Here is a 22,019-nt window from a genome sequence, read left to right on the forward strand (position 1 = left end):
TTTCTGCGATTTCTGTGGTGCTATTGCAGAATGTGCTCTGCGAGCTTGACCCAGTAGCTCGCGCCGATGGCAAGGCTCGCGTCGTTGAAGTCGTAGCCGGGGTTGTGCAGAGAGCAGTGCTGCGCGCCGTCACCATTGCCGATCGAGAGGTAGCTGCCGGGGCAGCGCTCCAGCATGTACGCGAAGTCCTCGCTCGCCATCAGCGGGCGCAGGCCGTCGATCAGCATCTCCGGGCCGCCCCATTCGAGCGCGACGCGGCGCGCCATCTCGGTCTCGTCGCTGTGGTTGACGAGCACTGGGTAGTCGTGGCGATAGTCGATCTCCACGCGCGCGCCGTAACTCGCGGCCTGCCCCTGCGCCACTTCGCGGATGCGACGCTCCAGCAGCTCGCGCACCGGCGCAGAAAGCGCGCGCACGCTCAGGTGCAGATCGGCGTGCGATGCAATGACGTTCGAGGCGCTCCCCGCATGGAGCGCGCCGACGCTGACGACGGCCTGATCGTGCGGCGCCACGTTGCGCGCCACCACGCTTTGCAGCGCCATGACGATCGAGGCGCCGACCACGACAGGGTCGATCGTCTGCTGCGGGGCGGCCGCATGGCCGCCGCGGCCGATCACGCGGATCGTCACCTCGTCCGCGCTGGCCATGAAGGCGCCGCTGTGAAAGCCGATTCGTCCTGCCGGAAAGCCAGGTACGTTATGCATCGCGAACACGGCGTCGCAAGGAAAGCGCTCGAAGAGGCCATCCTCGATCATCTTGCGCGCGCCGCCCAGGCCTTCTTCGGCCGGCTGAAAAATCAGGTGCAGCGTGCCGCGCCACTGTGCGGTTTGCGCGAGGCATCGTGCGGCTGCCAGCAGTATCGCCGTGTGGCCGTCATGACCGCAGGCATGCATCACGCCTTCGTTGCCGCTGGCGTAGGGAAGGCCCGTCGCCTCGCGTATGGGCAGCGCGTCCATGTCGGCGCGCAGGCCGAGGCTGCCCCCCTTGCCGCGCTCGAGCGTGGCGACCACGCCCGTGCCGCCCACGCCCCGCGTCACGCGATAGCCCCAAGCTTCGAGCTTTTCGGCGACAAGCGCGCTCGTCACATGTTCTTCGAAGCCCAGTTCGGGCTGCGCATGCAACTGGCGGCGCAACGCAATCATGTTGGCTTCGATTGCCGCCACCTCGGGCAAAACCCACTGTCTGCTCAATTCGCCTCCTCAGTCCATTCGTACATCGTGGAGCGAATCGTATGCAGCGCAAATTCCGGGGAACAGCCAGCGTTTTGTTATGATGACAACCCACCGTTGTCACCCGCCTCTCGCCGCGCACCCTGACATGAAACTGCACCAACTGGAAGCGCTGGTCGCCAGCGCGGACGCCGGCAGTATTCGCGGCGCGGCCCGTTCGCTTGGGCTCTCGCAGGCGGCTGTCACGCGCGCGCTGCGCGAACTGGAGGCAAACGAGCGCCTGCCGCTCCTGATCCGCGCGCCCGAAGGCATTACCTTCACCGAGCACGGCAAGGTGCTGCTCACGCACGCGCGCATCGTGCTCAATCAACTCGAACACGCGCACAGTGACCTTGAGCGACTGCGGGGCCGCGTGGAAGGCAGTCTCACGGTGGGCGTCACGCCGTGGATTACGCTGACCTTTCTGGCCGAGGCCGTACGGCTGTTTCGCGAGCGTATGCCCGATATCCGTCTGGAACTGGTCGAAGGATTGATGGCTGTCGCCCAGCCGCTGCTGCGCGACGGCAGCATGGATTTCGCCGTCGGCCAGTTGCAGCCCGGCGCGAGCGAGCAGGAGTTCGCATGTGAGGCTGTACTCACTTACGAATCGTCGGTGATGGTGCGGGAAGGACACCGGAAAGTGCGGGCGCGCTCGATCCACGAACTGCTCGATGAAGACTGGGTGCTGAATTTCGCACCGGACGGCAAACGCGACCTGGTCGACTATCTGTTCACGCGCCACGGCGCGCAGATCGACGAGCGCCGCATTGTGCGCGCGCAGTCGGTAGCGACGCTCCAAACCATGGTGGAGCAGGCCGACATGTGCACGTGGAGCCCGACGATCCTGAGCCACGTGCCGCCGTTCGGAGGCCGCCTGCGCTCGCTCCCGTTGCGCGAGGCGTTCGAACCCCGACAACTGGGCATCGTCACGCGCCGCAACAGCACGCTGAGCCGCGCGGCCGTTGCTTTCATCGAAAGTTTGCTGCTGGTGATACGCCGGCACGCGCGCTCGGCGAAGAAAGAAGACCTCGCCTTGTTCAAAACCCTGGAGCTATTGATTTAGCGCCTGAGCGTGCGCTCAGGCACGACGACGATCTGGCCTTTACTCGGCAATGCGCTTGAAACTGACGTAGTAGTCGTCGGTGTAGTAGCAGTCGCCGGTCTGCTTGCGCGGTCCACCACATACGACCCGGCGCTGCCCACGATCCGTCATGCCCGGGGTGCGAACCGTGTATGTGTGGTAGTAGCCGCGCGGATGCTTCGGCAGTAATTGCGCGGTGTTACGGAACAAGACGCCGTCGTCCGCAAAAGGAAAGGGGCCGCCCGCTTTGATCAACCGCAGAGTCTCGGCCGCTTCTCCCGGCAACTGCTTCATGGTGACGGTACCCAGCGCGCCCGCAACCTGCGCGCCTGATGCGGCAGGTGTGCCGCTTGCGCCCTGCGCTGGCTGACCCGGCGCCTGGCTCGCGGATGCGCCCGACGCCTCGGTGACGTTTCGCGAACTGTCCTTGCCGCAACCGCCAAGGATCGCGCTCAAGGCGACGACGCAAGGGAAAACCCACGCTCTTTTCACGAAACGATTCTCCCCTCGTTGACCAGCACTCGACGAACAGGACAAACGTAAAGGTAGCGCTAATGGCCGAGCGAATCAATGCTCGGCCGGGAACACGCACCCGGTACACGACACCCCGGCAGACGAACGGCGGCCGCCTACACCCGTTCCGATGTAAGCGGCCTGGACTTGCAATCGCATAATGCCTGGATGACGCGGTACTTCAACTGCGTGTTGCTCCGCACTTCAACTGCGTGATTCAACTGCGTGATGCCCTGCTCTTCAACTGCATGCTGCCCTGCACTTCAACTACGAGTTGCCCTGCACTCCTCATTGATTCAACAGCGTGCTGCTTCGACATTAACCGATCAACTCTGCCACATACGACTACTGCTGCTGGACTGCTGTTCTGCAACGGGTACACGGTATGGTCCAACTCGACCGCAGGAGGGGAATCCTGGGATGGAGCCAACGTCTCGCTCCATGAAAGACAGTGTAGACGTAGACGGGACGAAACAATTGCCCGAAACGAGCCCAATATCGCGCCGAGTTCGCGCAATTGGGCTGCCTCGCTGTTCAGGCTAGCATTTGCGCTTCGGACCGATAGAACGGGTAGTCCGTATAACCGATGTGTGTGCCGCCAAAGAACGTCGGGCGGTCGTACGGATTGAGCGACAGCTTGCGACGCAGCCGCTCCGGAAGGTCGGGGTTCGCGATGAAGTGGCGACCGAATGCAACCAGATCGGCATCGCCGGCCTGCAGGATAGCCTCGGCCTTATCACCATCGAAACCGCCGGCCGCGATGATGGTGCCCGCATAGTGCTTGCGAATGAGCTGCGCAGCAACCGGATTCGGATCGGCGCCCTCGTCTTCCACATTGCCGAGAATGCGGGGCTCGATGAGGTGCAGATACGCGAGATTCAGCTTCGCGAGTTCTCGCGCAACATACGTGAACAGGCCGACAGGATCGCTATCCGACATATCGCCCCACGACCCGCTCGGCCCAAGGCGCACGGCAACCTTGTCGCTTCCCCACACGGTCGGGAATCGACAGAGTCGTGTGGTTTGGAAACTTCGGCGCCCTCTCCAGTCGGCATGGCTATTTCAACCAGAAAGGGCCAACTAAACATTATTGAAAACTGCTCGCATGTCGCTAGCATTCATTCATCGACTGCCAAATCGAATACAGGCAGCGTTTATCAGGTATTGGCGGCCTCCTGGGGAGACGACGGATATGCGAGTTCTGGTATTGGGTAGCGGGGTCGTCGGCGTGACGAGCGCGTTCTATCTGGCGCGCGCCGGCCATGAAGTCACTGTCATCGACCGCGAGCACGGTCCTGCGCTTGAGACAAGCTTCGCAAACGCCGGGCAAATTTCTCCGGGATACGCGGCGCCGTGGGCGGCACCCGGCGTTCCGCTCAAAGCCGTTAAGTGGATGTTCCAGAAGCACGCTCCACTCGCCATCCGCCCGGATGACGCGGACAAGCAATTCCAGCTTCAGTGGATGTGGCAGATGCTGCAGAACTGCACAGCGGAGCGCTACGCCATCAACAAGAACCGGATGGTGCGGCTCGCGCAGTACAGCCGCGATTGCCTGATGGCGCTGCGCGCGGAAACGGGCATCCAGTACGAAGGACGAACCGGCGGCACGCTGCAGGTATTCCGGACGCAGCAGCAATTCGACGGCGCGGCAAAGGACATCGCTGTCCTGAAAGAGGCGAACGTTCCCTACGAGTTGCTCACTGCAGGCGAACTCTCGCGGGCCGAGCCGGCCCTCGCCGCGGCCTCGCATAAACTGACCGGCGGTCTTCGCTTGCCCGGCGACGAGACAGGCGACTGCCAGCTGTTCACGACCCGGCTTGCCGCTCTCGCCGAAGAGGCCGGTGTGACGTTCCGCTACGACACGACCGTCGATACGCTCGTCGTCGAAGACTGCAAGGTCGTTGGCGTCCGTCACGGAACCAGGCTCATCCATGCCGACGCGTTCGTTGTCGCGTTTGGCGCCTATTCGACGAGTTTCCTGTCCGGCCTCATCAAGATTCCGGTCTACCCGCTCAAGGGATATTCCATCACGGCGCCTATCGTGGACGAGGCACGCGCGCCGGTTTCGACTGTCCTCGACGAGACCTACAAGATCGCCATCACGCGTTTCGATAAACGAATCCGCGTGGGCGGCATGGCCGAAATCGTGGGGTTCGACAAGCGCCTGCGCGAGGCTCGGCGCGAGACACTCGAAATGTGCGTGAACGATCTGTTCCCGGGCGGGGGCGACACGTCGAAGGCGACGTTCTGGACCGGGCTGCGGCCGATGACACCGGACGGCACGCCCATTGTCGGCCGCACCGTCGTGCCCAACCTTTTCCTGAACACGGGCCATGGCACGCTTGGGTGGACCATGTCGTGCGGTTCGGCGCAGCTTCTCGCCGACCTGATTTCAGGCAGAAAGCCCGCTATCGAGCACGAAGATTTGAACGTGTTCCGCTACGCCAGGGAGCCGGAGGCCCCGGCGGATTTCGCGCTGGACTAGTCAGTACTGCTGGTGGAGTTGTGAGCGTCGACTGACGCTCACCATTGGATCAGTGCGACGACGGGGCGAACGCTTCGAAGTACATGCGCTCGAGTGCGAGCGTTATGCCGAACTGCGAAGTTTGCCGCAGTCCATTGGCGCCACAGAATTGCAGCTCTCCGCGCTGGCCGACAACAATGACCTCCTGGGCGCCGCCCTCCAGGTACGCCCTGACCCGGGCGCCGATGTCATGCGCAAACTTGCGGTCAAGGAGCACCTCGACGCACAAATCCGGCACAAACGGAACGGGATCGTCCCGGTCAAACCCTTCCCACTTTTCAGGCGGCATCCAGACGACGTCAGGTACGCGGATGCCAAATGACGGTGTCGCTACGGCAACCGACATCGCGGCCACGTGACCAATCTGCTCGGCGATCTGGCAGTACACGTCGGTGAGAACAATCTGGCGCCGTGCCGAGGGTTGAGGATGCGGCACCGCTTCACCGCGGCCATCGAGTTCACAGCATTCCCACGCCCCGGAATCAGCGCTGGGGTGCATCCGACGCCAGGTCGCTACCAGCCCGTCCTGCTCGAGAAGAGTCGACACAACCACAAGCCTCCGATAGGGGAATTATCTAAGGGTATTCCCTTTGTCGATTGCTGAAAAGCCATTGTTTCTGTGCGTCGCACCATAGACTACGCAATATGCATAGCTTCGATTTTGCATCGTTATCGGTGCCATATCTGGAGGTCTTGCGCCAGAGCCCCATGGTGACATCGCGGCCGAATCTGACTGGCAATCGTCTTTATTGTGCAACGCATCAACGTCACCGCAAAGGGTAATATCGGCGTTTGGTAGTTAGCTCTTGCCGAAGTCGCATTCTGCGCGCGCGTCGGTGAAGTGTTACCGTAAGAGTTTGTCGAGTGCGCCCCGGCGCTTGAACACGAGAAGTGCAATGGAAATCGATGCGGAGACTTTCCGGCGACTGCGTCGTCTCGCCCCCGTCGTTGACGACGTTCTCAACGCCGGGGAAGTTGAACATGCGGGCCAGGCTGTGAATCTCGCGGCACTCGCGCAACTATGCTCGACCCTCTTCGACGCTTACTGCTCGAAGCATCCCGAGGAGACCGCGCAAGCCAACCTCGACATGCTCGAGTCGCAAAAGTAGCGGCCGGGGGCGCCAGGGTCACTGCGCTCCCGGATGCGCCAGGCCCGCTTCCTCGATAATCTGCTCGTATTTTTCCGCGCCAACTACCTCGCGGTACTCCTGCTTCAGCCGGATGAGCGCCTGCGCCGTTCTGGAAATCACACCGTGGACTTCCAGCTGCTCAGCGTGCACCAGGGCCTGCCCCAAAGTCATGGCCACGTCAGTATTCCTTATTGCAGTTGAACAGCCATCAAGTCGTTGACGAACGTGGGCTGGGCCGAAGCGAACTCCATCAGGTTGAGGAAGCCCTCGCTGAGCGCAAACGCCTCCAGCGCATCCTTGCCGCTGTCAGCCTTGATGCGGCCGTAGCTTTCGACCATCTTCAGGTCGGTAATCAAGTACACCATCTCCGCCTCTTTCTGTCCGGGGTGCCTGGAGTCGTTGTCCACTCAAGGATTCTTTCGAAGAGTACGTAGCGTCACTTAAATCGAGCTTAAACAACGCCGACAGGACGAAAGCCTTGCCGGGCCGGCGATTTAAAAGCGCACGCTGCCGCCGCGGCGGCTGACGGCACGCCATCGTCCATGAGAGAAGTTAAGATGAGAGCGAGATAGGCAACGGCTCCCCTCTTCAGGCACCAGAAAGATGGAACGAGAGACATACAAAGGCTACGACTTGTGGGGTCACGCCATCGCGCAACAGGCAGAGTTGCTGACGCTAGAGCGCTACGCGGGGGGCGGGACCATCATCCAGGGTAACAAGCTCATCTGCACTTCCGGCGTCCTGGATCTGTTCGATTCGGAGGAGGACGCGCAGGACGCGGGAATTGCCTGGGCAAAGGCGTGGGTCGACACGCACGGCTAGCGCGCAGATTCCCTGGGTACTGGATCAGTACGTCAGCGTCACAACGCTGCCGCTCAGTCCGCCTCGCTTTTTTGCCAGGTCAAAAGAATCTGCTGCTTCGCGGTGGTCAGCGTTGCCACGTGCTCGCTCAGTTGCTCGCGGATCCGTTCGGTCGGGCCGCCGATCGAGAGTCCGTACAGGTCGCCGCCGAAATCGAGAGCAACGGCCACCGCCGAAAGTTCGGGCGCACTCTCGCCGATATTCGCGTACCAGCCTCGCTCGTGCGCCGAACTGACCTGATCGATGAACGTGGCGCAGTCGGCGACCGTGGCAGCCGTGAATCGCTCGAAATGGAGCTTTGCGCAGAGTGCTTCGCGTGTCGACGCGTCGAGTTCGCCGCAAATCACCTTGCCAATCGAGTTTGCATGCAACGAGCGCAGTGACCCTGGCGCGCATGCATAGCGCACGGCCTTCTCCGATTCGACCACGTCGAGATAGATGACCTGCGTGCCATGAATCTTGCCGAGCACGATGGTTTCTCCCGTCGCGTCGCGCAGTTCGACAAGCCGGGGATGCAGCATTTGCACCACCGGATCGACGGCATTGATCGCGTTGGCGAGCAGCTGCAGACGCCGCGTGGGATAGTAGCCGCCCCGCTTGCGCACTTCGTAGAGATAGCCACGGCTCACGAGCGTGCGGGCAAGCGCGAGGCAACTCGACGACGGCACCTCAAGAAGCCGCGCCATTTCGGCAAGGGCCAGCGGCCTCTGTTCGGCGGCGAAGAGCTCGAACAGGTCGAGCGTGCGGGCAACGAGTTTGACGTCCATGGGTCGGGCGTGGGTCGGGCATTGGATCGCAAGGCGGCGCGATGCGCCTTGCACTGTTCAGTAAGACTTCGGCAGCCCGAGCACCTTTTCCGCGATGAAGCACATGATCATTTGCGGGCTGACGGGCGCGAGCCTTGGAATCATACACTCCCGCAAAAAGCGTTCGACGTGGTATTCCTTCGCGTAACCCATGCCGCCCAGCGTTGCAATGGCCGTCTGGCACGACTGGAACGCGGCTTCGGCGGCAAGGTATTTTCCGGCGTTGGCTTCGGCGCCGCACGGCTCGCCCGCGTCATACAGCGTGGCGGCCTTCATCACCATCAGGTTCGCGGCCTCGAGCGCCATCCACGCCTGCGCGAGCGGATGCTGGATGGCCTGGTTCTGCCCGATAGGACGTCCGAACACGACACGGTCCTTCGCATACTGCGTTGCGTGGCGCAACGCCGCCTGGCCGAGCCCAACCGCTTCCGAGGCGATCAGGATGCGCTCCGGATTCAGGCCATGCAGCAGATAGTGGAAGCCCTTGCCCTCCTCCCCGATGCGGTCGTCCACCGGCACGCGCAGGCCGTCGATGAAGAGCATGTTCGAATCGACGGCCTTGCGGCCCATCTTCTCGATCTCGCGGACTTCGACGCGCGTACGGTCGAGGTCGGTATAGAAGAGGCTCAGACCATCGGTCGGCTTCGCCACCTGATCCAGCGGCGTCGTGCGCGCGATGATGAGCATCTTGTTCGCGACCTGCGCCGTCGAGATCCAGATCTTGCGGCCGGTGACGACGTAGTGATCTCCGTCGCGCACCGCCTGCGTTTTCAGGTGCGTCGTGTCGAGGCCGGCGTCGGGCTCGGTCACAGCGAAACACGCTTTGTCGCGGCCCTCGATGAGCGGCGGAAGAAACCGCTGCTTCTGCGCTTCGCTGCCGAACACCTGCACCGGATTGAGTCCGAAGATGTTCATATGCACGGCCGACGCGCCCGAAAGCCCCGCACCGGACGCGCTGATCGTGCGCATCATCAGCGCCGCCTCGGTCATGCCGAGCCCCGAGCCGCCGTAGTCCGGCGACATCGCAATGCCAAGCCAGCCGGCATCGGCGAGTGCGCGGTGAAAGTCGTGCGGGAAGCCGCCTTCGCGGTCGCGTTCGAGCCAGTAGCTGTCGTCGAAGCGCTCGCAGATCTTTTCGATTGCAGCGACGATCGACTGCTGGTCTTCATTGAGGTTGAAATTCATGCGGACTTCCTCTCGAGGCATAAACGAAAACGGTATTAGAGCGGGAACACGCCCACCAGCACCGCGGTGAACACCATCAGCACCGTGGCGGCGAACAGAAATGGAATCGTGAACTTCTGATGCTCGGCGAGTTCCACGCCCGTCAACCCGACGATCAGGAACGTTGCCGGCGTGAGCGGGCTGACGGGAAAGCCGGTGGTCATCTGACCGAGGAGCGCCGCCTGCGCCATCCGCACGGACGGCACACCCAGCATTTCCCCGCTCTTCGCCAGAACCGGCAGGATGCCGAAGTAAAACGAATCGGGGTCGAAAAGCAGGCTGAGCGGCATCGAAACGAGTCCCAGCACGAATGGCATGTGGCGGGCGTGATCGGCGGGCACATGCTGCACGACGACTTCGGCCATGGCATTGAGCATGCCGGTGCCGGTCATGATGCCGGTGAAAGCCCCCGCCGCAAGCAGCACGCTCGCCATCATCAGGGCCGCCTTCGCATGCGCGTCGACGCGTTCGCGCTGCTGGTTCACATCGGGATAGTTGATGACCAACGCCAGCACCGTGCCGATCATGAACATGACCATGGGATCGACGATGCCCGACACGAGCGTCACGAGCACGACCAGTGTCAGCACCAGATTGATCCAGAAACGCTCAGGCCGGCGCAGCGCGAGTTCCTCCGGGGTGAGCACGCGCGGCGTGGCGGCAATGCCGGCCGCATGTTCGCGTGTGAGACCAAGGCGCTTTTCCTCGCGCTTGCCGAGCACGTAGGCCGTGCCGAACACGAAAACCAGACCGACGATCTGCACCGGAATCATCGGATAGAAGATCACGGTGCCCGGAATATGCAGGGCCGCGGAAGCGCGCAGCATGGGCCCGACCCAGGGAAGGAAGTTCACGCCCGCGGCCATCGAGGCGATGCACGCAAGAATCCGGCGGTCGAGACCGAGGCCGGTATAGAGCGGCATCATCGCAGGCAGCGTGACGAGGAACGTGACGGCACCCGACCCATCGAGGTGGATAAGCAGCGCAAGCAGTGCGGAACCCATGACAATGCGCGGAGGATGGCAGCCCACCACGCGCAGCACGCCGTTGATGATCGGGTCGAGCATTCCCGCATCAGTCAGGATGCCGAAGAAAAGAATCGCAAAGACGAACATGCCCGCAACCGGACCGATGTTCTGCACCCCGTGAACAATGAACTTCGCGGTGGAGAGCCCGAATCCCGCAGCGAGCGCGGCGACGATGGGCACGGCGATCAGTGCGACGAGCGGCGAGAGCCGCTTCGTGATGATCAGCGTGAACAGGGCGATGATCGCGAGCGTTCCGATTAGCGCGAGCATGAACCGGTCTCCCTGTGTGTGAGGCTGCTTGCCTGGTGGGTAAGTGTCATTTCAGTCTCCTGCGCGGCGTTGCGTGCGCCGCCGTTGTGGTGATGTCCGGCTGCCTGTCGATGCGCTGGCTAGGTCTCGCGTGTTCGCTCGCCGAAGACCTGCGCCGCGTGTTCGTCGAGTGCCGGCGGCTTGCTCCGGTAAGTGGCCGGCGTGCGGCCAAGCTTGATCGGCGATGCGATGCCGCGGTAGGTCCCCATCTCGACCTTCATTGCGCGGTGGTCGACGTGGGGATGCGCGAGCGCCGCCCCCACGCCAAGCACCGGCGCACATGGCACGCCGTGGCGCACGAGCAGGTCGGCAAGCTGTGGGCCATCCCAGCCGGCGAAACATTGTTCGAGTTCCGCGCGCAGTTCGTTGCGGTGCTGGCTGCGCGAGCGATTGTCGGCAAAGCGTGGGTCGTCGGCGAGGTGCGCTACGTCGATCAGCCGGCAGAGCGCCCCGAACTGCGTGTTGTTGCCGACCGCGAGGAAGATGTCGCCGCTGCCGGTGTGGAACATGTCGTAAGGCGTAATGTTCGGATGGGCGTTGCCGGTGCGCTGCGGCTCCTTGCCCGAGTAGAAGTAATTGGGCGTGTGCGGGTGGAGGATCGAGAGCGCGCAATCGAACAGCGTCGATTCGACGAACTGGCCCCGCCCGCTAACCTCGCGTTCGCGCAACGCCATCAGGACGCCGAGGGCCGCATTGAGACCCGTCACGAGATCGACGATCGGCACGCCGACACGTAGCGGCGCACCGCCTGCCTCGCCGTTGACGCTCATGAGCCCGGTCATCGCCTGGATCGCCGCGTCGTAGCCGGGCAAGGCGCCGAGCGGACCGTCCGCGCCGAAGCCGGACACGCGGCAATGCACGAGACGGGGAAAGCGCGTGGCGAGCACGGTGTCGTAACCGAGCCCCCATCGCTCGAGTGTGCCGATCTTGAAGTTCTCGACCAGGACGTCGGCCGTTTCGAGCAGTGCGAGCAGCCGTTCGCGCTCCGCAGGCTGTGTGAGATCCAGCACGACGCCCAGCTTGTTGCGATTGACGCCCTGAAAGTACGAAGCGGTCTCGCCATCGAACGGCGGCCCCCAGCCGCGCGTTTCATCGCCGCCAGGCGGCTCGATCTTGATCACTTCCGCGCCATGGTCGGCGAGAATCTGCGTGCAGTATGGGCCGCCGAGGACACGGGACAGGTCCACGACGCGCAAGCCGTGTAGCGATCCAGCCGTTGAAAGTGAAGGAATGTCCATTTTTATCTGCACTACTGATTGATTGGAACTGAAATCGCGCAATCACCCATGCCGGTGCGGCCGGCTGGTAAACAGCCGACAGGTATCCAGCAGTGGAGAACCGTTACGTCGTGTACCGGCTCAACGCGAGTGTACGCTTTTAAATTCACTGCGGTGAATGAATATTCACACACAGGAATATTGGAGGTCAAGGCGGATCCCAAAAAACCGCCCCAGGAATGTCCCTGGTGCTGGATGGCCAACGCCCGTCGCCCTGCCGGCTTTTATCGGCTGCAGGGGTGAGCCCGGGGAGAACAAGGCAGAAACGGAAAGGCGAGGGAAAAGGTCGATCCGACCAGATGAGAGGAATTCTGGAGGGTCAGGGTTGTGTGGAGCGAGAGTCTGAAGGATCTGCATCCAGTAATCGCTGAACCCTTGGTGGGCCGGGTGGGGTTCGAACCCACGACGTCCTTTCGGAGGCGGATTATGAGTCCGCTGCCTGCAACCAACACGGCGTCCGGCCCACGAAGCTACGAAGCGTAGCGACAAACGAAACTACGATGACGTGCCAACAAAAAAGCCCGGTCTACCCAAAGGCCGGGCTTTTCGACGACAGGCCGACATACTACACGAAAGCGGGTCGGCCTGGTCATCGTGCACGTGACTTACGTGCATTAAATCTAACCAGACTCAATTCCCTTCGAGGAACGACTTGAGCTTGTCCGAGCGGCTCGGGTGGCGCAGTTTGCGCAGCGCCTTCGCTTCGATCTGGCGAATGCGTTCGCGCGTCACGTCGAACTGCTTGCCCACTTCTTCGAGCGTGTGATCGGTGCTCATCTCGATACCGAAGCGCATGCGCAGCACCTTCGCCTCGCGCGGCGTGAGCGAGTCGAGCACATCCTTCACGACGTCGCGCATCGAAGCGTGCAAAGCGGCGTCGGCAGGCGCCACCGTGTTGTTGTCCTCGATAAAGTCGCCCAGATGCGAATCGTCGTCGTCGCCGATCGGCGTTTCCATGGAGATCGGCTCCTTCGCGATCTTCATGATCTTGCGGATCTTGTCCTCTGGCATTTCCATCTTCTCGGCGAGCGTTGCCGGATCCGGCTCGAGACCGGTTTCCTGCAGGATCTGCCGCGAAATGCGGTTCATCTTGTTGATCGTTTCGATCATGTGAACCGGAATGCGGATCGTGCGCGCCTGGTCCGCGATCGAACGCGTGATGGCCTGACGGATCCACCACGTCGCGTAGGTCGAGAACTTGTAGCCGCGCCGATATTCGAACTTGTCCACCGCCTTCATCAGGCCGATGTTGCCTTCCTGGATCAGGTCGAGGAACTGCAGGCCACGGTTCGTGTACTTCTTCGCAATCGAGATCACGAGACGCAGGTTCGCCTCGGTCATCTCGCGCTTCGCCTGGCGCGCCTTGAGTTCGCCGGCCGCCATCTGGCGGTTGGTTTCCTTCAGGTCCTTGAGCGGCAGCACCACGCGCGCCTGCAAATCGAGCAGGCGCTGCTGCTGTTCGCGGATGGCCGGAATGTTGCGCGAGAGGATGCCGCTATACGCATGGCTCTCGTCGACGATCTTTTCCGACCACTCGAGGTCGGTTTCATTGCCCGGGAAACGTGCGATGAACTCCGAGCGCGGCATGCCGCACTTGTCCACGACCGTGTGAAGAATCTGGCGTTCGACCTGGCGCACTTCGTCCACCTGCGCACGCAGCGTGTCGCACAGGCGCTCGACGGTACGCGCCGTGAAGCGGATCGACATCAGCTCGTTCTGGATGGTTTCCTGCGCCTTGAGGTAAGACTTCGACTTGTAGCCTTCCTTCTCGAACGCGCGGCGCATCTTGTCGAACCATTCGCTGATGAGGGCGAACTTTTCGAGCGAGGCACGCTTGAGGGCTTCGAGCTGCGCCGCGTTGGCCGTCGCCTGCGCCGCGCCGTCGTCCTCTTCCTCCTCCTCCTCCTCTTCTTCTTCTTCCGCTTCTTCCTCTTCGTCCTCGTTTTCGATCTCTTCCGCTTCCTTGGCGTTGAAGCCGTCGGTGTCTTCAGCGTTGGGATCGATCAGGCCGTCGACGAGTTCATCCACGCGAATCTCGTCGTTCGCCACGCGCTCGGCCATGGCGAGGATGTCGGCAATAGTGGTCGGGCAGGCGGAGATCGCCATGACCATGTGCTTGAGGCCGTCTTCGATGCGCTTGGCGATTTCGATTTCGCCTTCGCGCGTGAGGAGCTCAACCGTGCCCATTTCGCGCATGTACATACGCACCGGGTCGGTCGTGCGGCCAAATTCGGAGTCGACAGTGGACAGCGCGACTTCCGCTTCCTCTTCCACTTCGTCGTCCGAAGAAGCGTTGGGTGCGTTGTCGTTGAGCAGTAGCGTTTCGGCGTCGGGCGCCTGCTCATAGACGGCCACGCCCATGTCGTTGAACGTGCTGATGATGCCTTCGATCGCCTCGGTTTCCGTGAAGTTGTCCGGGAGGTGATCGTTGATTTCCGCATAGGTGAGGAAGCCGCGCTCCTTGCCGAGCTTGATGAGCGCACGCAGCTTCGTGCGCCGCTCCTCGAGCTCCTCGACGGTGCCGGGCTGCGACGACGCGAACGCGTCTTTCAGCAGCGCCTTCTCCTTCGCTCGCCGGTCGCGCGCACGGGTCGTCTTTTCGACCTTGCCCGCGGCGGGGGGGCTGTCTTCGCTCTGGTTTGCGTCGTCATCGACGGGTACTTCATTCAGCTTTTTCGTCATGGAGTTCGCCGTACCGGCTAGTGTCTCGACTCGCGGCTGCTGGACAACAGCCTCTTGAACCGTGGATGCTTGAGCCTCGCGCTCTGCCGCATCGTCCTCGACGGCAGGCACTTCCCTTGCACTTCTCGAACCGGACCGCTTCGTTGCCGGCTGCGTAGCGGCTTTCGCCGCACGGACAGGCGCTGCTCGCGCAGCCGAAACAGTCATCGACCTCTTCCGGGTAGCCGGCTCAGAACGGTTGGTGGACTCACTGCCCGACGACCGGGCGGAAGAACGGGCAACTGTGGTCGCTGTGACCTCGCTGGTCGGCTCCGTCGAGCCCTTGCCTGTTGCCTTTTTTCCGCCTGTAGTCTTTGCCATTGCCATTCCGCCCCTTGCTGGAAAACTGGACATTCACGGATTACCCCAACCCATTATGCCCACCCGGAAAAAACAAAAACAAACCGCTGAAAACCTGTTATTTTACCACGCAGGGCAATAATCCCCCCGCGCGGTCCTTCCCTTACAAACCGAGCTGACGTTTCATGTCAGCCCGCGTCTGATTCAGTGACATCAATTCGGCAAGTTCCTCAGGCGTATGTCGCGACTGCCGCGAAAGCGCGTCCAGGCGATCGCAACAGGCGTCGTACCGCATTTTCAGGATTGCCGCCGTCAATTCTTCGCTCACGAGCCGCTCCTGCTCGCGGCGCTCCTCCACCGCAGCGCCATCTTCCGGATTTTTCATCAGCAAATCCCGAACGTTTTCATCATAGTCCAGAATTTCGCGAAAAATCTCCTCGAAGGTTGGAGCATTGGCCCCATTTCTCAGCAGGTCCGAAAGCAGCTGAAATTCCACCGAGTCGCCCAGTGCCCGCGCGTGAGTGGTCACTTCCTCGAACAACTCGCCGTGGCGCGTCAGTCCGATCAGCGCCTGTTCGGCCTCGTCGTCCAGTTGCAGCACGATGCGCGGGTGCATCACGAGGTTGCGCAGCGCCTTGCGCTCGATACCGGTCACAAGGTGCCGGTCCCTGCGTGCGGGCGCCTGACGCGCCGCCTGGGCAATGCGCGCGTCGACTTCGCACAGCGCGGCCACTTCCTCGAACGGCACGTCCAGTCGGTCCGCGAACATGTGCATGATCTGCGCCCGCAGGGCGTTCGCCGGCAGCGCCTGCAGGAGCGGCTTCGCGTCGAACAGCGCCCGGGCGCGCCCTTCCGGCTGGTCGAGCTCCTTGTCCGCCAGCACCTCGTTGAGCATGAACTGGGACAGCGGCATGGCCCGCTCGACCTGCTCCGAGAACGCCTCGGTGCCGAATTCGCGCACGTAGCTGTCCGGGTCGTGCTCCTCTGGCAGGAACAGGAAGCGGATCGTGCGGTTGTCGGCCGCGTGCGGCAGGCACGCGTCGAGCGCACGGCGCGCGGCGCGGCGGCCCGCCGAGTCGCCGTCGAAGCTGAAGATCACCGTGTCGGTCTGACGCATGAGCTTCTGCACGTGGATCGGCGTGCACGCGGTGCCGAGCGTCGCCACGGCGTTCTGGAAACCCAGCTGCGCGAGCGCGACGACATCCATATACCCCTCGACCACCAGCACATAGCGCTGTTCCCGGATCGCGAGGCGCGCCTCGAACAACCCGTACAGTTCGCTGCCCTTGTTAAATAGCGGCGTTTCCGGGGAATTCAAATACTTCGGCTCGCCGCCGTCCAGCACGCGGCCGCCAAAGCCGATGACCTGGCCCTTGACATTGCGGATCGGGAACATCACGCGGTCGCGGAAACGGTCGTAGCGGCGCGACTGGCCTTGCGCGTCCTGCTTTTCGCTGACGATGACGAGGCCCGCCTCGACCAGCGCATCGTCGCGATAGTGGGTAAACGCCGTTTCGAGGTTTTGCCATCCATCGGGCGCGTAGCCCAGGCCGAAGCGCGCGGCGATTTCGCCCGTGAGGCCGCGCTTCTTGAGGTACTGGATGGCGTTGGTCGCGCTGCGCAGCTGTTTGCGGTAGTAGTCGCAGGCGGTCTGCATGACGTCGGAAAGCGCGGTGGTAACGGCCTTCGAGGCAGCCGGAGCATAGCCGCCCGCCGCGCCGGCCCCACCGCCGCCACCGCGCATGGGCGAAGGCTCTTGCGGCACGGTCAGGCCGACCGACTGGGCGAGTTCGTTGACGGCCTCGGGGAACGTCAGCCCCGCGTGCTCCATGAGGAAGCCGATGGCGGTGCCGTGCGCGCCACAGCCGAAGCAGTGATAGAACTGCTTGGTTGGACTAACCGTGAACGAAGGGCTCTTCTCGTTATGGAACGGACACAAGCCCATGAAGTTCGCGCCGCCCTTCTTGAGCTGCACGTAGCGACCCACCACGTCGACGATATCGACGCGGTTCAGCAGGTCTTGCAGGAACGAATGCGGAATCATCGAAGCGAGCGCGCTTGGGCAGCCGGGGCTCGCGCGGCCCGATACGTGACATACGCGTGACGTACGGGCCTCGCGGCGTCGCCCTTGGGCCGGGCCGGCGCCGTGTGCGAGCCGGGTGCGCTTACTTCGAGAGCGCGGCTTTGACGAGCCCGGACACGGCCGTCATGTCGGCGCGCCCGGCCAGCTTCGGCTTGAGCACGCCCATCACCTTGCCCATGTCCTGCGGGCCGGCTGCGCCCACCTGCGCGACAGCGGCCTGCACCTCGGCGGCGATCTCGGCGTCCGAGAGCTGCGCGGGCATGTAGGCGGTCAGGACGGTCAGCTCGGCGGCTTCCTTGTCGACGAGATCGGTGCGGCCCGCGGCCTCGAACTGGCTGATCGAGTCCTTGCGCTGCTTGATCATCTTGTCGATGACGGCCGTGATGCCGGCGTCGTCGAGCGTCACGCGTTCGTCGACTTCACGTTGCTTGATAGCGGCGAGCAGCAGACGAATCGTGGCGAGGCGTTCGCTTTCGCGCGCGCGCATCGCGGTTTTCATGTCGTCGTTGATCTGGTCTTTGAGACTCATCACTCACCTGAATTACGTTGGGGTTGCTGGAATGCAAAAACCCGCCTGGAAACGCTTCCAGGCGGGTTGGCGCAAATTCGACATGGTTGCGACCACACCAGAGGACAGCGGCGGCCGCGTTGCGCGATGTAACCAGAGGCCGCGGACCGGCTGTCCACGTCGCCGCGAGATTTACGCGAGGCCCACGCTGGAACTGCGCGGCCACGCGCCACGGCGACGCCGGAATCAGTACAGCTTCTTCGGCAACATCTGGCTGCGCAGACGCTTGAAGTGGCGCTTCACCGCCGCCGCCTTCTTGCGCTTGCGCTCAGCCGTGGGCTTCTCGTAGAACTCGCGCGCGCGAAGTTCGGTCAACAGACCGTTCTTCTCGATCGTGCGCTTGAAGCGGCGCATGGCGACTTCAAAGGGTTCGTTTTCTTTTACGCGGATGGTCGTCATTTTCCAATAACGGATCGGGGGTAAAGAGGCCTGAGTATAGCAGTTCCGGGTTTGGGCATTGCGTGCCGGTTCGGGGGGAAACCCCAATTCCGGCAACCGGACCGACCGCCCTCAGAGCCTTCCCCGGCGGGGCTGCGCAGCATCACGCAGCGCCCGGCCCGACCAGCAGCAACGGCACATGCGTGATCTCGATGGCGCGCTGGGCGACGCTGCCGAGCAGCCAGCGCGCGACGCCCCGCCGGCCCTGTGTCCCAAGCGCGACGAGATCGGCCTGCCAATCCTGCGCGTCGCGCAAAACGGTGTGGGCGATGTCGTCGCGCATGCGCCCGGTGGCCACGAGGGCCGTTTCATAGGCACGGCCTGACGCGTCGAGTTGCGCGTGCGCGCCAGCGAGCGCCTTGCGCCCAAGGTCGGCGAGCGCATCTTCCAGCACCGAGCCCGGCACCGGGTCGCCGGCCACACTGCTGCGGTCCACGACATAAACCGCACGCAACGTGGTTTGCGGTTCGGCCAGCCGCAGCGCCGCGTCGATCGCCTGCGCCGAGGCCGGACTGCCGTCCGTCGCCAGCAGGATGCGGGCGAGCGGCGCCTGACCGTTCGCGTCTTCGTACTCCACCGGCACGACCAGCAGCGGACAGGGCGCGCAAACCGCGAGCGCGCCCGAAACCGAACCGTCGACCCAGCGCTTCATGCGCCCCTGGTGGCGCGCGCCGACGATCAGCACGTCGGCCTGCCAGTCACGCGCCGCGTCGGCTAGCGCAGGCACGACGGCGCCGGCCTCGGCGGAGAGACCGACCACCTGCCCTTCGACCAGGGCGGCTTGTCCGTTGAACGCCGACATCGCGTGCTCGAGCGTGCGCTCGGCGGCGTGGAGATATTCGTCGCGCGCCGCGCTGAGCGCGTCCGACATCCACGCATCGCCTGCGGTGTAAGCGCCGCCGGCATTCCACGCGCCTGGTGGTTCGGCCGCGCACACGATACGCACCTGGGCGTCGCGCGGCACCACACGCGACGCAAAACGCAGTGCCTGCGTCGATGCCTTCGAATCGTCCACGGCAATCATGATTCGCCGCAGTGGCCCGCGCATTTGCACGCTGTGCTGCTGTTCCTCTCGATTCACGTTTCGTACCTTTTCCTCGTGGTCAGGCATTCAAGCGTGAACCTCGGAGGCCGAGCCAACAATGACAGGGGTCAACCGCGAGAGAGTCGGCAGGGCGTGTCGGTCAGAAACTCAGCCTGCGCTCAGCGAATATTGGGCGGCCGCCTCCCCGGCCGCAACGCCCGAGGCCCACGCCCACTGGAAGTTATAGCCGCCAAGCCAGCCCGTCACGTCCACGGCTTCGCCCACGAAATAGAGGCCCGGCACGCGCTGGCTCATCATCGTCGCCGAGGAGAGTTCGCGTGTGTCCACGCCGCCGCGCGTGACCTCGGCCTTCTTGTAGCCTTCGGTGCCCGTGGGGGTGAGCGTCCACTGGGAGAGCCCTTCACCGATCTTGCGAAGCGTTTTATCCGGCAGATCGGCGATACGCGCGTCGGCCTTCACCTGATGCGCCTCCAGCCACACATGCGCGAGGCGCGCCGGCACCCATTCGGCGAGCAGGTTGCCGATCTGACGTTTCGTCGCGCCCTTGGCTTCGATCATCGCCGCCGCCGGATCGTGCTCGGGCAGCAGGTTCACGCGGATCGGCTGGCCGGGCTGCCAGAAGCTCGAAATCTGCAGGACGCCGGGACCGGACAGGCCGCGATGCGTGAAGAGCAGGTCTTCGTCGAAGGCGCCGCCGGTCTTGCGCTCGCCCGTCGTCACGTGAACTTCGAGCGAAACGCCCGCGAGCGGCACATAGGGCGCCCACTCGTCCTGCGCGAACGTGAGCGGCACGAGCGCGGGGCGCATGTCGATGAGCTTGTGGCCGAACTGCTTCGCGATGCGATAGGCGAAGTCGGTCGCGCCGATCTTCGGGATCGACAGGCCGCCGGTCGCGATCACGAGCGCTTTCGCGCGTATCTCGCCCTGCGGCGTGCCGAGCGTGAAGCCCGCGCCGTCGGCATGACTCACCGCTTCCACTGGCAGCGGCCGACGCCACGCCACGTGGCCCGCGTCGCACTCGGCGCGCAGAACGTCGATGATCGCGTCGCTCGACTGGTCGCAGAAAAGCTGGCCCTTGTGCTTTTCGTGCCAGGTCACGCGATGCTGGCGCAGCAGCGCGAGGAAGTCGCGCGGCGTGTAGCGCGCCAGCGCCGAGCGGCAGAAGTGCGGGTTGCCCGAGAGATAGTTGGCGGGGCTCGCGTGCAGGTTCGTGAAGTTGCAGCGCCCGCCGCCCGAAATGCGGATTTTTTCCGCGAGGCGCGGCGCGTGGTCGATCAGCGCCACGCGGCGGCCCTGCTGGCCCGCCACCGCCGCGCACATCATGCCGGCCGCCCCTGCGCCGATCACGGCGATGTCGAAAGATTCCATGGCGCGCATTCTACCTGCGCCGCGGCGAGGCCTGTCCGCGGGGGGCTCCGCTTGCCGCCCTCAACCGGCTTCGACGCGCGCTGCTATACTTTTATGTTCCGTTAATTCTTGATTTAGCGACGGTTTTTGGCTGCTCGCGCCGCGCGATACCGTTGCCCTGCCCCACATCATGCTCGTTCTCGGCATCGAAAGCTCCTGCGACGAAACCGGCCTCGCGCTCTACGACAGCGAGCGCGGCCTGCTCGCGCACGCGCTGCACTCGCAGATCGCCATGCACCGCGAGTACGGCGGCGTCGTGCCGGAGCTTGCCTCGCGCGACCATATCCGCCGCGCGCTGCCGCTGCTCGAAGAAGTGCTCGCGAAGAGCGGCGCGGCGAAAAGCGACATCGACGCCATCGCCTTCACGCAAGGCCCCGGCCTCGCGGGCGCGCTGCTCGTGGGCGCGAGCATCGCCAATGCGCTCGCCATGGCATGGAATCGGCCGACCGTGGGGATTCACCACCTCGAAGGGCACCTGCTTTCGCCGCTATTGGTCGATGCGCCGCCGCCGTTTCCGTTCGTCGCGCTGCTCGTGTCGGGCGGCCATACGCAACTGATGCGCGTGACCGACGTGGGCGTCTACGAAACCCTCGGCGAAACGCTCGACGACGCCGCCGGCGAAGCCTTCGACAAAACGGCCAAGCTGCTCGGCCTCGGCTATCCGGGCGGCCCGGAAGTCTCGCGCCTCGCGGAGTTCGGCACGCCAGGCGCGGTCGAACTGCCGCGTCCGATGCTGCATTCGGGCGATCTCGACTTCAGCTTCAGCGGCCTCAAAACGGCTGTGCTCACGCAAGTGAAAAAGCTCGGCACGAATATCTGCGAGCAGGGCAAGGCCGACATCGCGCGAGGTTTCGTCGATGCAGCCGTCGAAGTGCTGGCCGCGAAATCGCTAGCCGCGCTCAAGCGCACGCAGATGAAGCGCCTCGTGGTGGCGGGCGGCGTGGGCGCGAACAAGCAGTTGCGCGAGACGCTTTCGGCGGCGGCGCAAAAGCGCGGCTTCGAGGTGCATTACCCGGACCTGTCGCTGTGCACCGACAACGGCGCGATGATTGCGCTCGCGGGTGCGCTGCGCCTCGCGCGCTGGCCCGAGCAGGCCACGCGCGATTACGCGTTCACGGTGAAGCCGCGCTGGGATCTGACGTCGCTCGCGCAGCAGTAATCCGTTTGCCGCCGCAGACGTAAAAAAGCCGCCCTGGGGCGTAATGCCGTTCAGTTAAGGTCCCGTTTCAGGTACCGAACGGTGTAGCGGAAAGGTCTGGACTTGACGGCCCGTGCGCAAGAGCGCCCGGGCCGTTTTTCGTTGGCAAGCTGCTTGAGCCGCTCGCGCAGGCGCACGAGCAGCGCAGGAAGTTTGCCGTACGAGCGGGTCACGGCTGCCCATGACATCTCATACTGAATCGTGTGAAACGCGCGGATGAAGCTCAGGTCCTCGGGGGCGCGTCCGGCCTCAAGCGCGGCCTTCGCCACCTCCAGCCGGATCAGGTTGTAGGCAATCA

At 63.6% G+C, this 22,019-nt stretch carries 22 protein-coding genes, 1 tRNA gene and 1 pseudogene; 6 read left to right on the top strand and 18 right to left on the bottom strand.

The features are described 5' to 3' along the window. Positions 1–20: 20 nt before the first annotated feature. A complete protein-coding gene (locus M3A49_RS02210) occupies positions 21–1,142 on the bottom strand; it encodes a M20 aminoacylase family protein (protein WP_154677882.1) in 1,122 nt (373 codons plus the stop codon). Positions 1,143–1,317: 175 nt separating this feature from the next. Between M3A49_RS02210 and M3A49_RS02215 the strand changes: the two genes are divergently transcribed. Next, positions 1,318–2,271 (top strand): LysR substrate-binding domain-containing protein, encoded by a 954-nt coding sequence (locus M3A49_RS02215; protein WP_266227315.1) that lies wholly within the window; start codon positions 1,318–1,320, stop codon positions 2,269–2,271. Between the two features lie 39 nt (positions 2,272–2,310). Here the strand turns inward: M3A49_RS02215 and M3A49_RS02220 are convergent, their stop codons facing one another. Next, the gene (locus M3A49_RS02220) at positions 2,311–2,781 is read right to left on the bottom strand and encodes a ribonuclease (RefSeq protein ID WP_254354079.1); all 471 of its coding nucleotides are present in this window, start codon (positions 2,779–2,781) and stop codon (positions 2,311–2,313) included. A 555-nt stretch (positions 2,782–3,336) separates the two neighbouring features. Continuing rightward, positions 3,337–3,798 (bottom strand): hypothetical protein, encoded by a 462-nt coding sequence (locus tag M3A49_RS02225; protein WP_254354081.1) that lies wholly within the window; start codon positions 3,796–3,798, stop codon positions 3,337–3,339. A gap of 196 nt (positions 3,799–3,994) precedes the next feature. On the opposite strand from M3A49_RS02225, the gene M3A49_RS02230 reads away from it, so the two are divergent. Then, complete coding sequence (locus M3A49_RS02230; protein WP_266227316.1) at positions 3,995–5,287, top strand: D-amino acid dehydrogenase; 1,293 nt, start codon at positions 3,995–3,997, stop codon at positions 5,285–5,287. 49 nt (positions 5,288–5,336) lie between these two features. Here the strand turns inward: M3A49_RS02230 and M3A49_RS02235 are convergent, their stop codons facing one another. After that, the gene (locus tag M3A49_RS02235) at positions 5,337–5,873 is read right to left on the bottom strand and encodes a Uma2 family endonuclease (RefSeq protein ID WP_028202987.1); all 537 of its coding nucleotides are present in this window, start codon (positions 5,871–5,873) and stop codon (positions 5,337–5,339) included. A 349-nt stretch (positions 5,874–6,222) separates the two neighbouring features. On the opposite strand from M3A49_RS02235, the gene M3A49_RS02240 reads away from it, so the two are divergent. Beyond that, on the top strand, positions 6,223–6,435 hold the full coding sequence (locus M3A49_RS02240) for a hypothetical protein (RefSeq protein WP_254354082.1): 213 nt from the start codon (positions 6,223–6,225) through the stop codon (positions 6,433–6,435). A gap of 18 nt (positions 6,436–6,453) precedes the next feature. Here M3A49_RS02240 and M3A49_RS02245 read toward each other — a convergent pair whose 3' ends face one another. Continuing rightward, a complete protein-coding gene (locus tag M3A49_RS02245; protein WP_266227345.1) occupies positions 6,454–6,633 on the bottom strand; it encodes a hypothetical protein in 180 nt (59 codons plus the stop codon). An 11-nt stretch (positions 6,634–6,644) separates the two neighbouring features. After that, the gene (locus M3A49_RS02250) at positions 6,645–6,863 is read right to left on the bottom strand and encodes a hypothetical protein (protein WP_266227317.1); all 219 of its coding nucleotides are present in this window, start codon (positions 6,861–6,863) and stop codon (positions 6,645–6,647) included. A 196-nt stretch (positions 6,864–7,059) separates the two neighbouring features. On the opposite strand from M3A49_RS02250, the gene M3A49_RS02255 reads away from it, so the two are divergent. Beyond that, on the top strand, positions 7,060–7,278 hold the full coding sequence (locus M3A49_RS02255; protein WP_266227318.1) for a hypothetical protein: 219 nt from the start codon (positions 7,060–7,062) through the stop codon (positions 7,276–7,278). A gap of 53 nt (positions 7,279–7,331) precedes the next feature. On the opposite strand, the gene M3A49_RS02260 is transcribed toward M3A49_RS02255, so the two are convergent. The 6 genes from M3A49_RS02260 to rpoD all read right to left on the bottom strand — a co-directional run bounded on the left by M3A49_RS02260 (position 7,332) and on the right by rpoD (position 15,003). Then, positions 7,332–8,084: an IclR family transcriptional regulator gene (locus tag M3A49_RS02260; protein ID WP_266227319.1), complete on the bottom strand. Its 753-nt coding sequence runs from the start codon at positions 8,082–8,084 to the stop codon at positions 7,332–7,334. A gap of 57 nt (positions 8,085–8,141) precedes the next feature. After that, positions 8,142–9,308, bottom strand: coding sequence for an acyl-CoA dehydrogenase family protein (locus M3A49_RS02265; protein ID WP_254354087.1), 1,167 nt, complete (start codon positions 9,306–9,308; stop codon positions 8,142–8,144). A gap of 35 nt (positions 9,309–9,343) precedes the next feature. Beyond that, positions 9,344–10,645, bottom strand: a complete 1,302-nt coding sequence (locus M3A49_RS02270; RefSeq protein WP_266227320.1) for a CitMHS family transporter — start codon at positions 10,643–10,645, stop codon at positions 9,344–9,346. A 119-nt stretch (positions 10,646–10,764) separates the two neighbouring features. Further along, on the bottom strand, positions 10,765–11,922 hold the full coding sequence (locus tag M3A49_RS02275) for a CaiB/BaiF CoA transferase family protein (RefSeq protein ID WP_266227321.1): 1,158 nt from the start codon (positions 11,920–11,922) through the stop codon (positions 10,765–10,767). 415 nt (positions 11,923–12,337) lie between these two features. Continuing rightward, a tRNA-Ile gene (locus M3A49_RS02280) sits at positions 12,338–12,425 on the bottom strand. A 166-nt stretch (positions 12,426–12,591) separates the two neighbouring features. Beyond that, positions 12,592–15,003, bottom strand: a complete 2,412-nt coding sequence (gene rpoD, locus M3A49_RS02285) for an RNA polymerase sigma factor RpoD (RefSeq protein ID WP_266227322.1) — start codon at positions 15,001–15,003, stop codon at positions 12,592–12,594. Between rpoD and M3A49_RS02290 the strand changes: the two genes are divergently transcribed. Continuing rightward, entirely contained in the window at positions 14,885–15,124 is a 240-nt protein-coding gene (locus tag M3A49_RS02290) for a hypothetical protein (RefSeq protein ID WP_169739095.1), read from the top strand. The genes rpoD and M3A49_RS02290 overlap by 119 nt on opposite strands. Positions 15,125–15,145: 21 nt before the next feature. Here the strand turns inward: M3A49_RS02290 and dnaG are convergent, their stop codons facing one another. The 5 genes from dnaG to M3A49_RS02315 form a co-directional block, all read right to left on the bottom strand. Next, positions 15,146–17,026, bottom strand: a complete 1,881-nt coding sequence (gene dnaG, locus M3A49_RS02295; RefSeq protein WP_266227323.1) for a DNA primase — start codon at positions 17,024–17,026, stop codon at positions 15,146–15,148. 121 nt (positions 17,027–17,147) lie between these two features. Next, positions 17,148–17,594, bottom strand: a complete 447-nt coding sequence (locus M3A49_RS02300) for a GatB/YqeY domain-containing protein (RefSeq protein WP_254354095.1) — start codon at positions 17,592–17,594, stop codon at positions 17,148–17,150. 225 nt (positions 17,595–17,819) lie between these two features. Further along, positions 17,820–18,032 carry a 30S ribosomal protein S21 gene (gene rpsU / locus M3A49_RS02305; RefSeq protein ID WP_013434742.1) on the bottom strand — a complete coding sequence of 71 codons (213 nt, stop codon included), beginning with the start codon at positions 18,030–18,032 and terminating at the stop codon, positions 17,820–17,822. A gap of 142 nt (positions 18,033–18,174) precedes the next feature. Further along, positions 18,175–19,152, bottom strand: a complete 978-nt coding sequence (locus M3A49_RS02310) for a universal stress protein (protein ID WP_266227324.1) — start codon at positions 19,150–19,152, stop codon at positions 18,175–18,177. Positions 19,153–19,263: 111 nt separating this feature from the next. Next, positions 19,264–20,484, bottom strand: a complete 1,221-nt coding sequence (locus tag M3A49_RS02315; RefSeq protein WP_254354097.1) for an NAD(P)/FAD-dependent oxidoreductase — start codon at positions 20,482–20,484, stop codon at positions 19,264–19,266. Between the two features lie 169 nt (positions 20,485–20,653). Here M3A49_RS02315 and tsaD point away from each other — a divergent pair, with 169 nt between their 5' ends. Then, a complete protein-coding gene (tsaD, locus tag M3A49_RS02320) occupies positions 20,654–21,682 on the top strand; it encodes a tRNA (adenosine(37)-N6)-threonylcarbamoyltransferase complex transferase subunit TsaD (protein WP_035512511.1) in 1,029 nt (342 codons plus the stop codon). Between the two features lie 50 nt (positions 21,683–21,732). On the opposite strand, the pseudogene M3A49_RS02325 reads toward tsaD, so the two are convergent. Then, a pseudogene (locus M3A49_RS02325) lies at positions 21,733–22,019 on the bottom strand (DDE transposase); the annotation flags it as partial.

This window comes from Paraburkholderia sp. CNPSo 3076 (assembly GCF_026343935.1).
Taxonomy (GTDB): domain Bacteria; phylum Pseudomonadota; class Gammaproteobacteria; order Burkholderiales; family Burkholderiaceae; genus Paraburkholderia; species Paraburkholderia nodosa.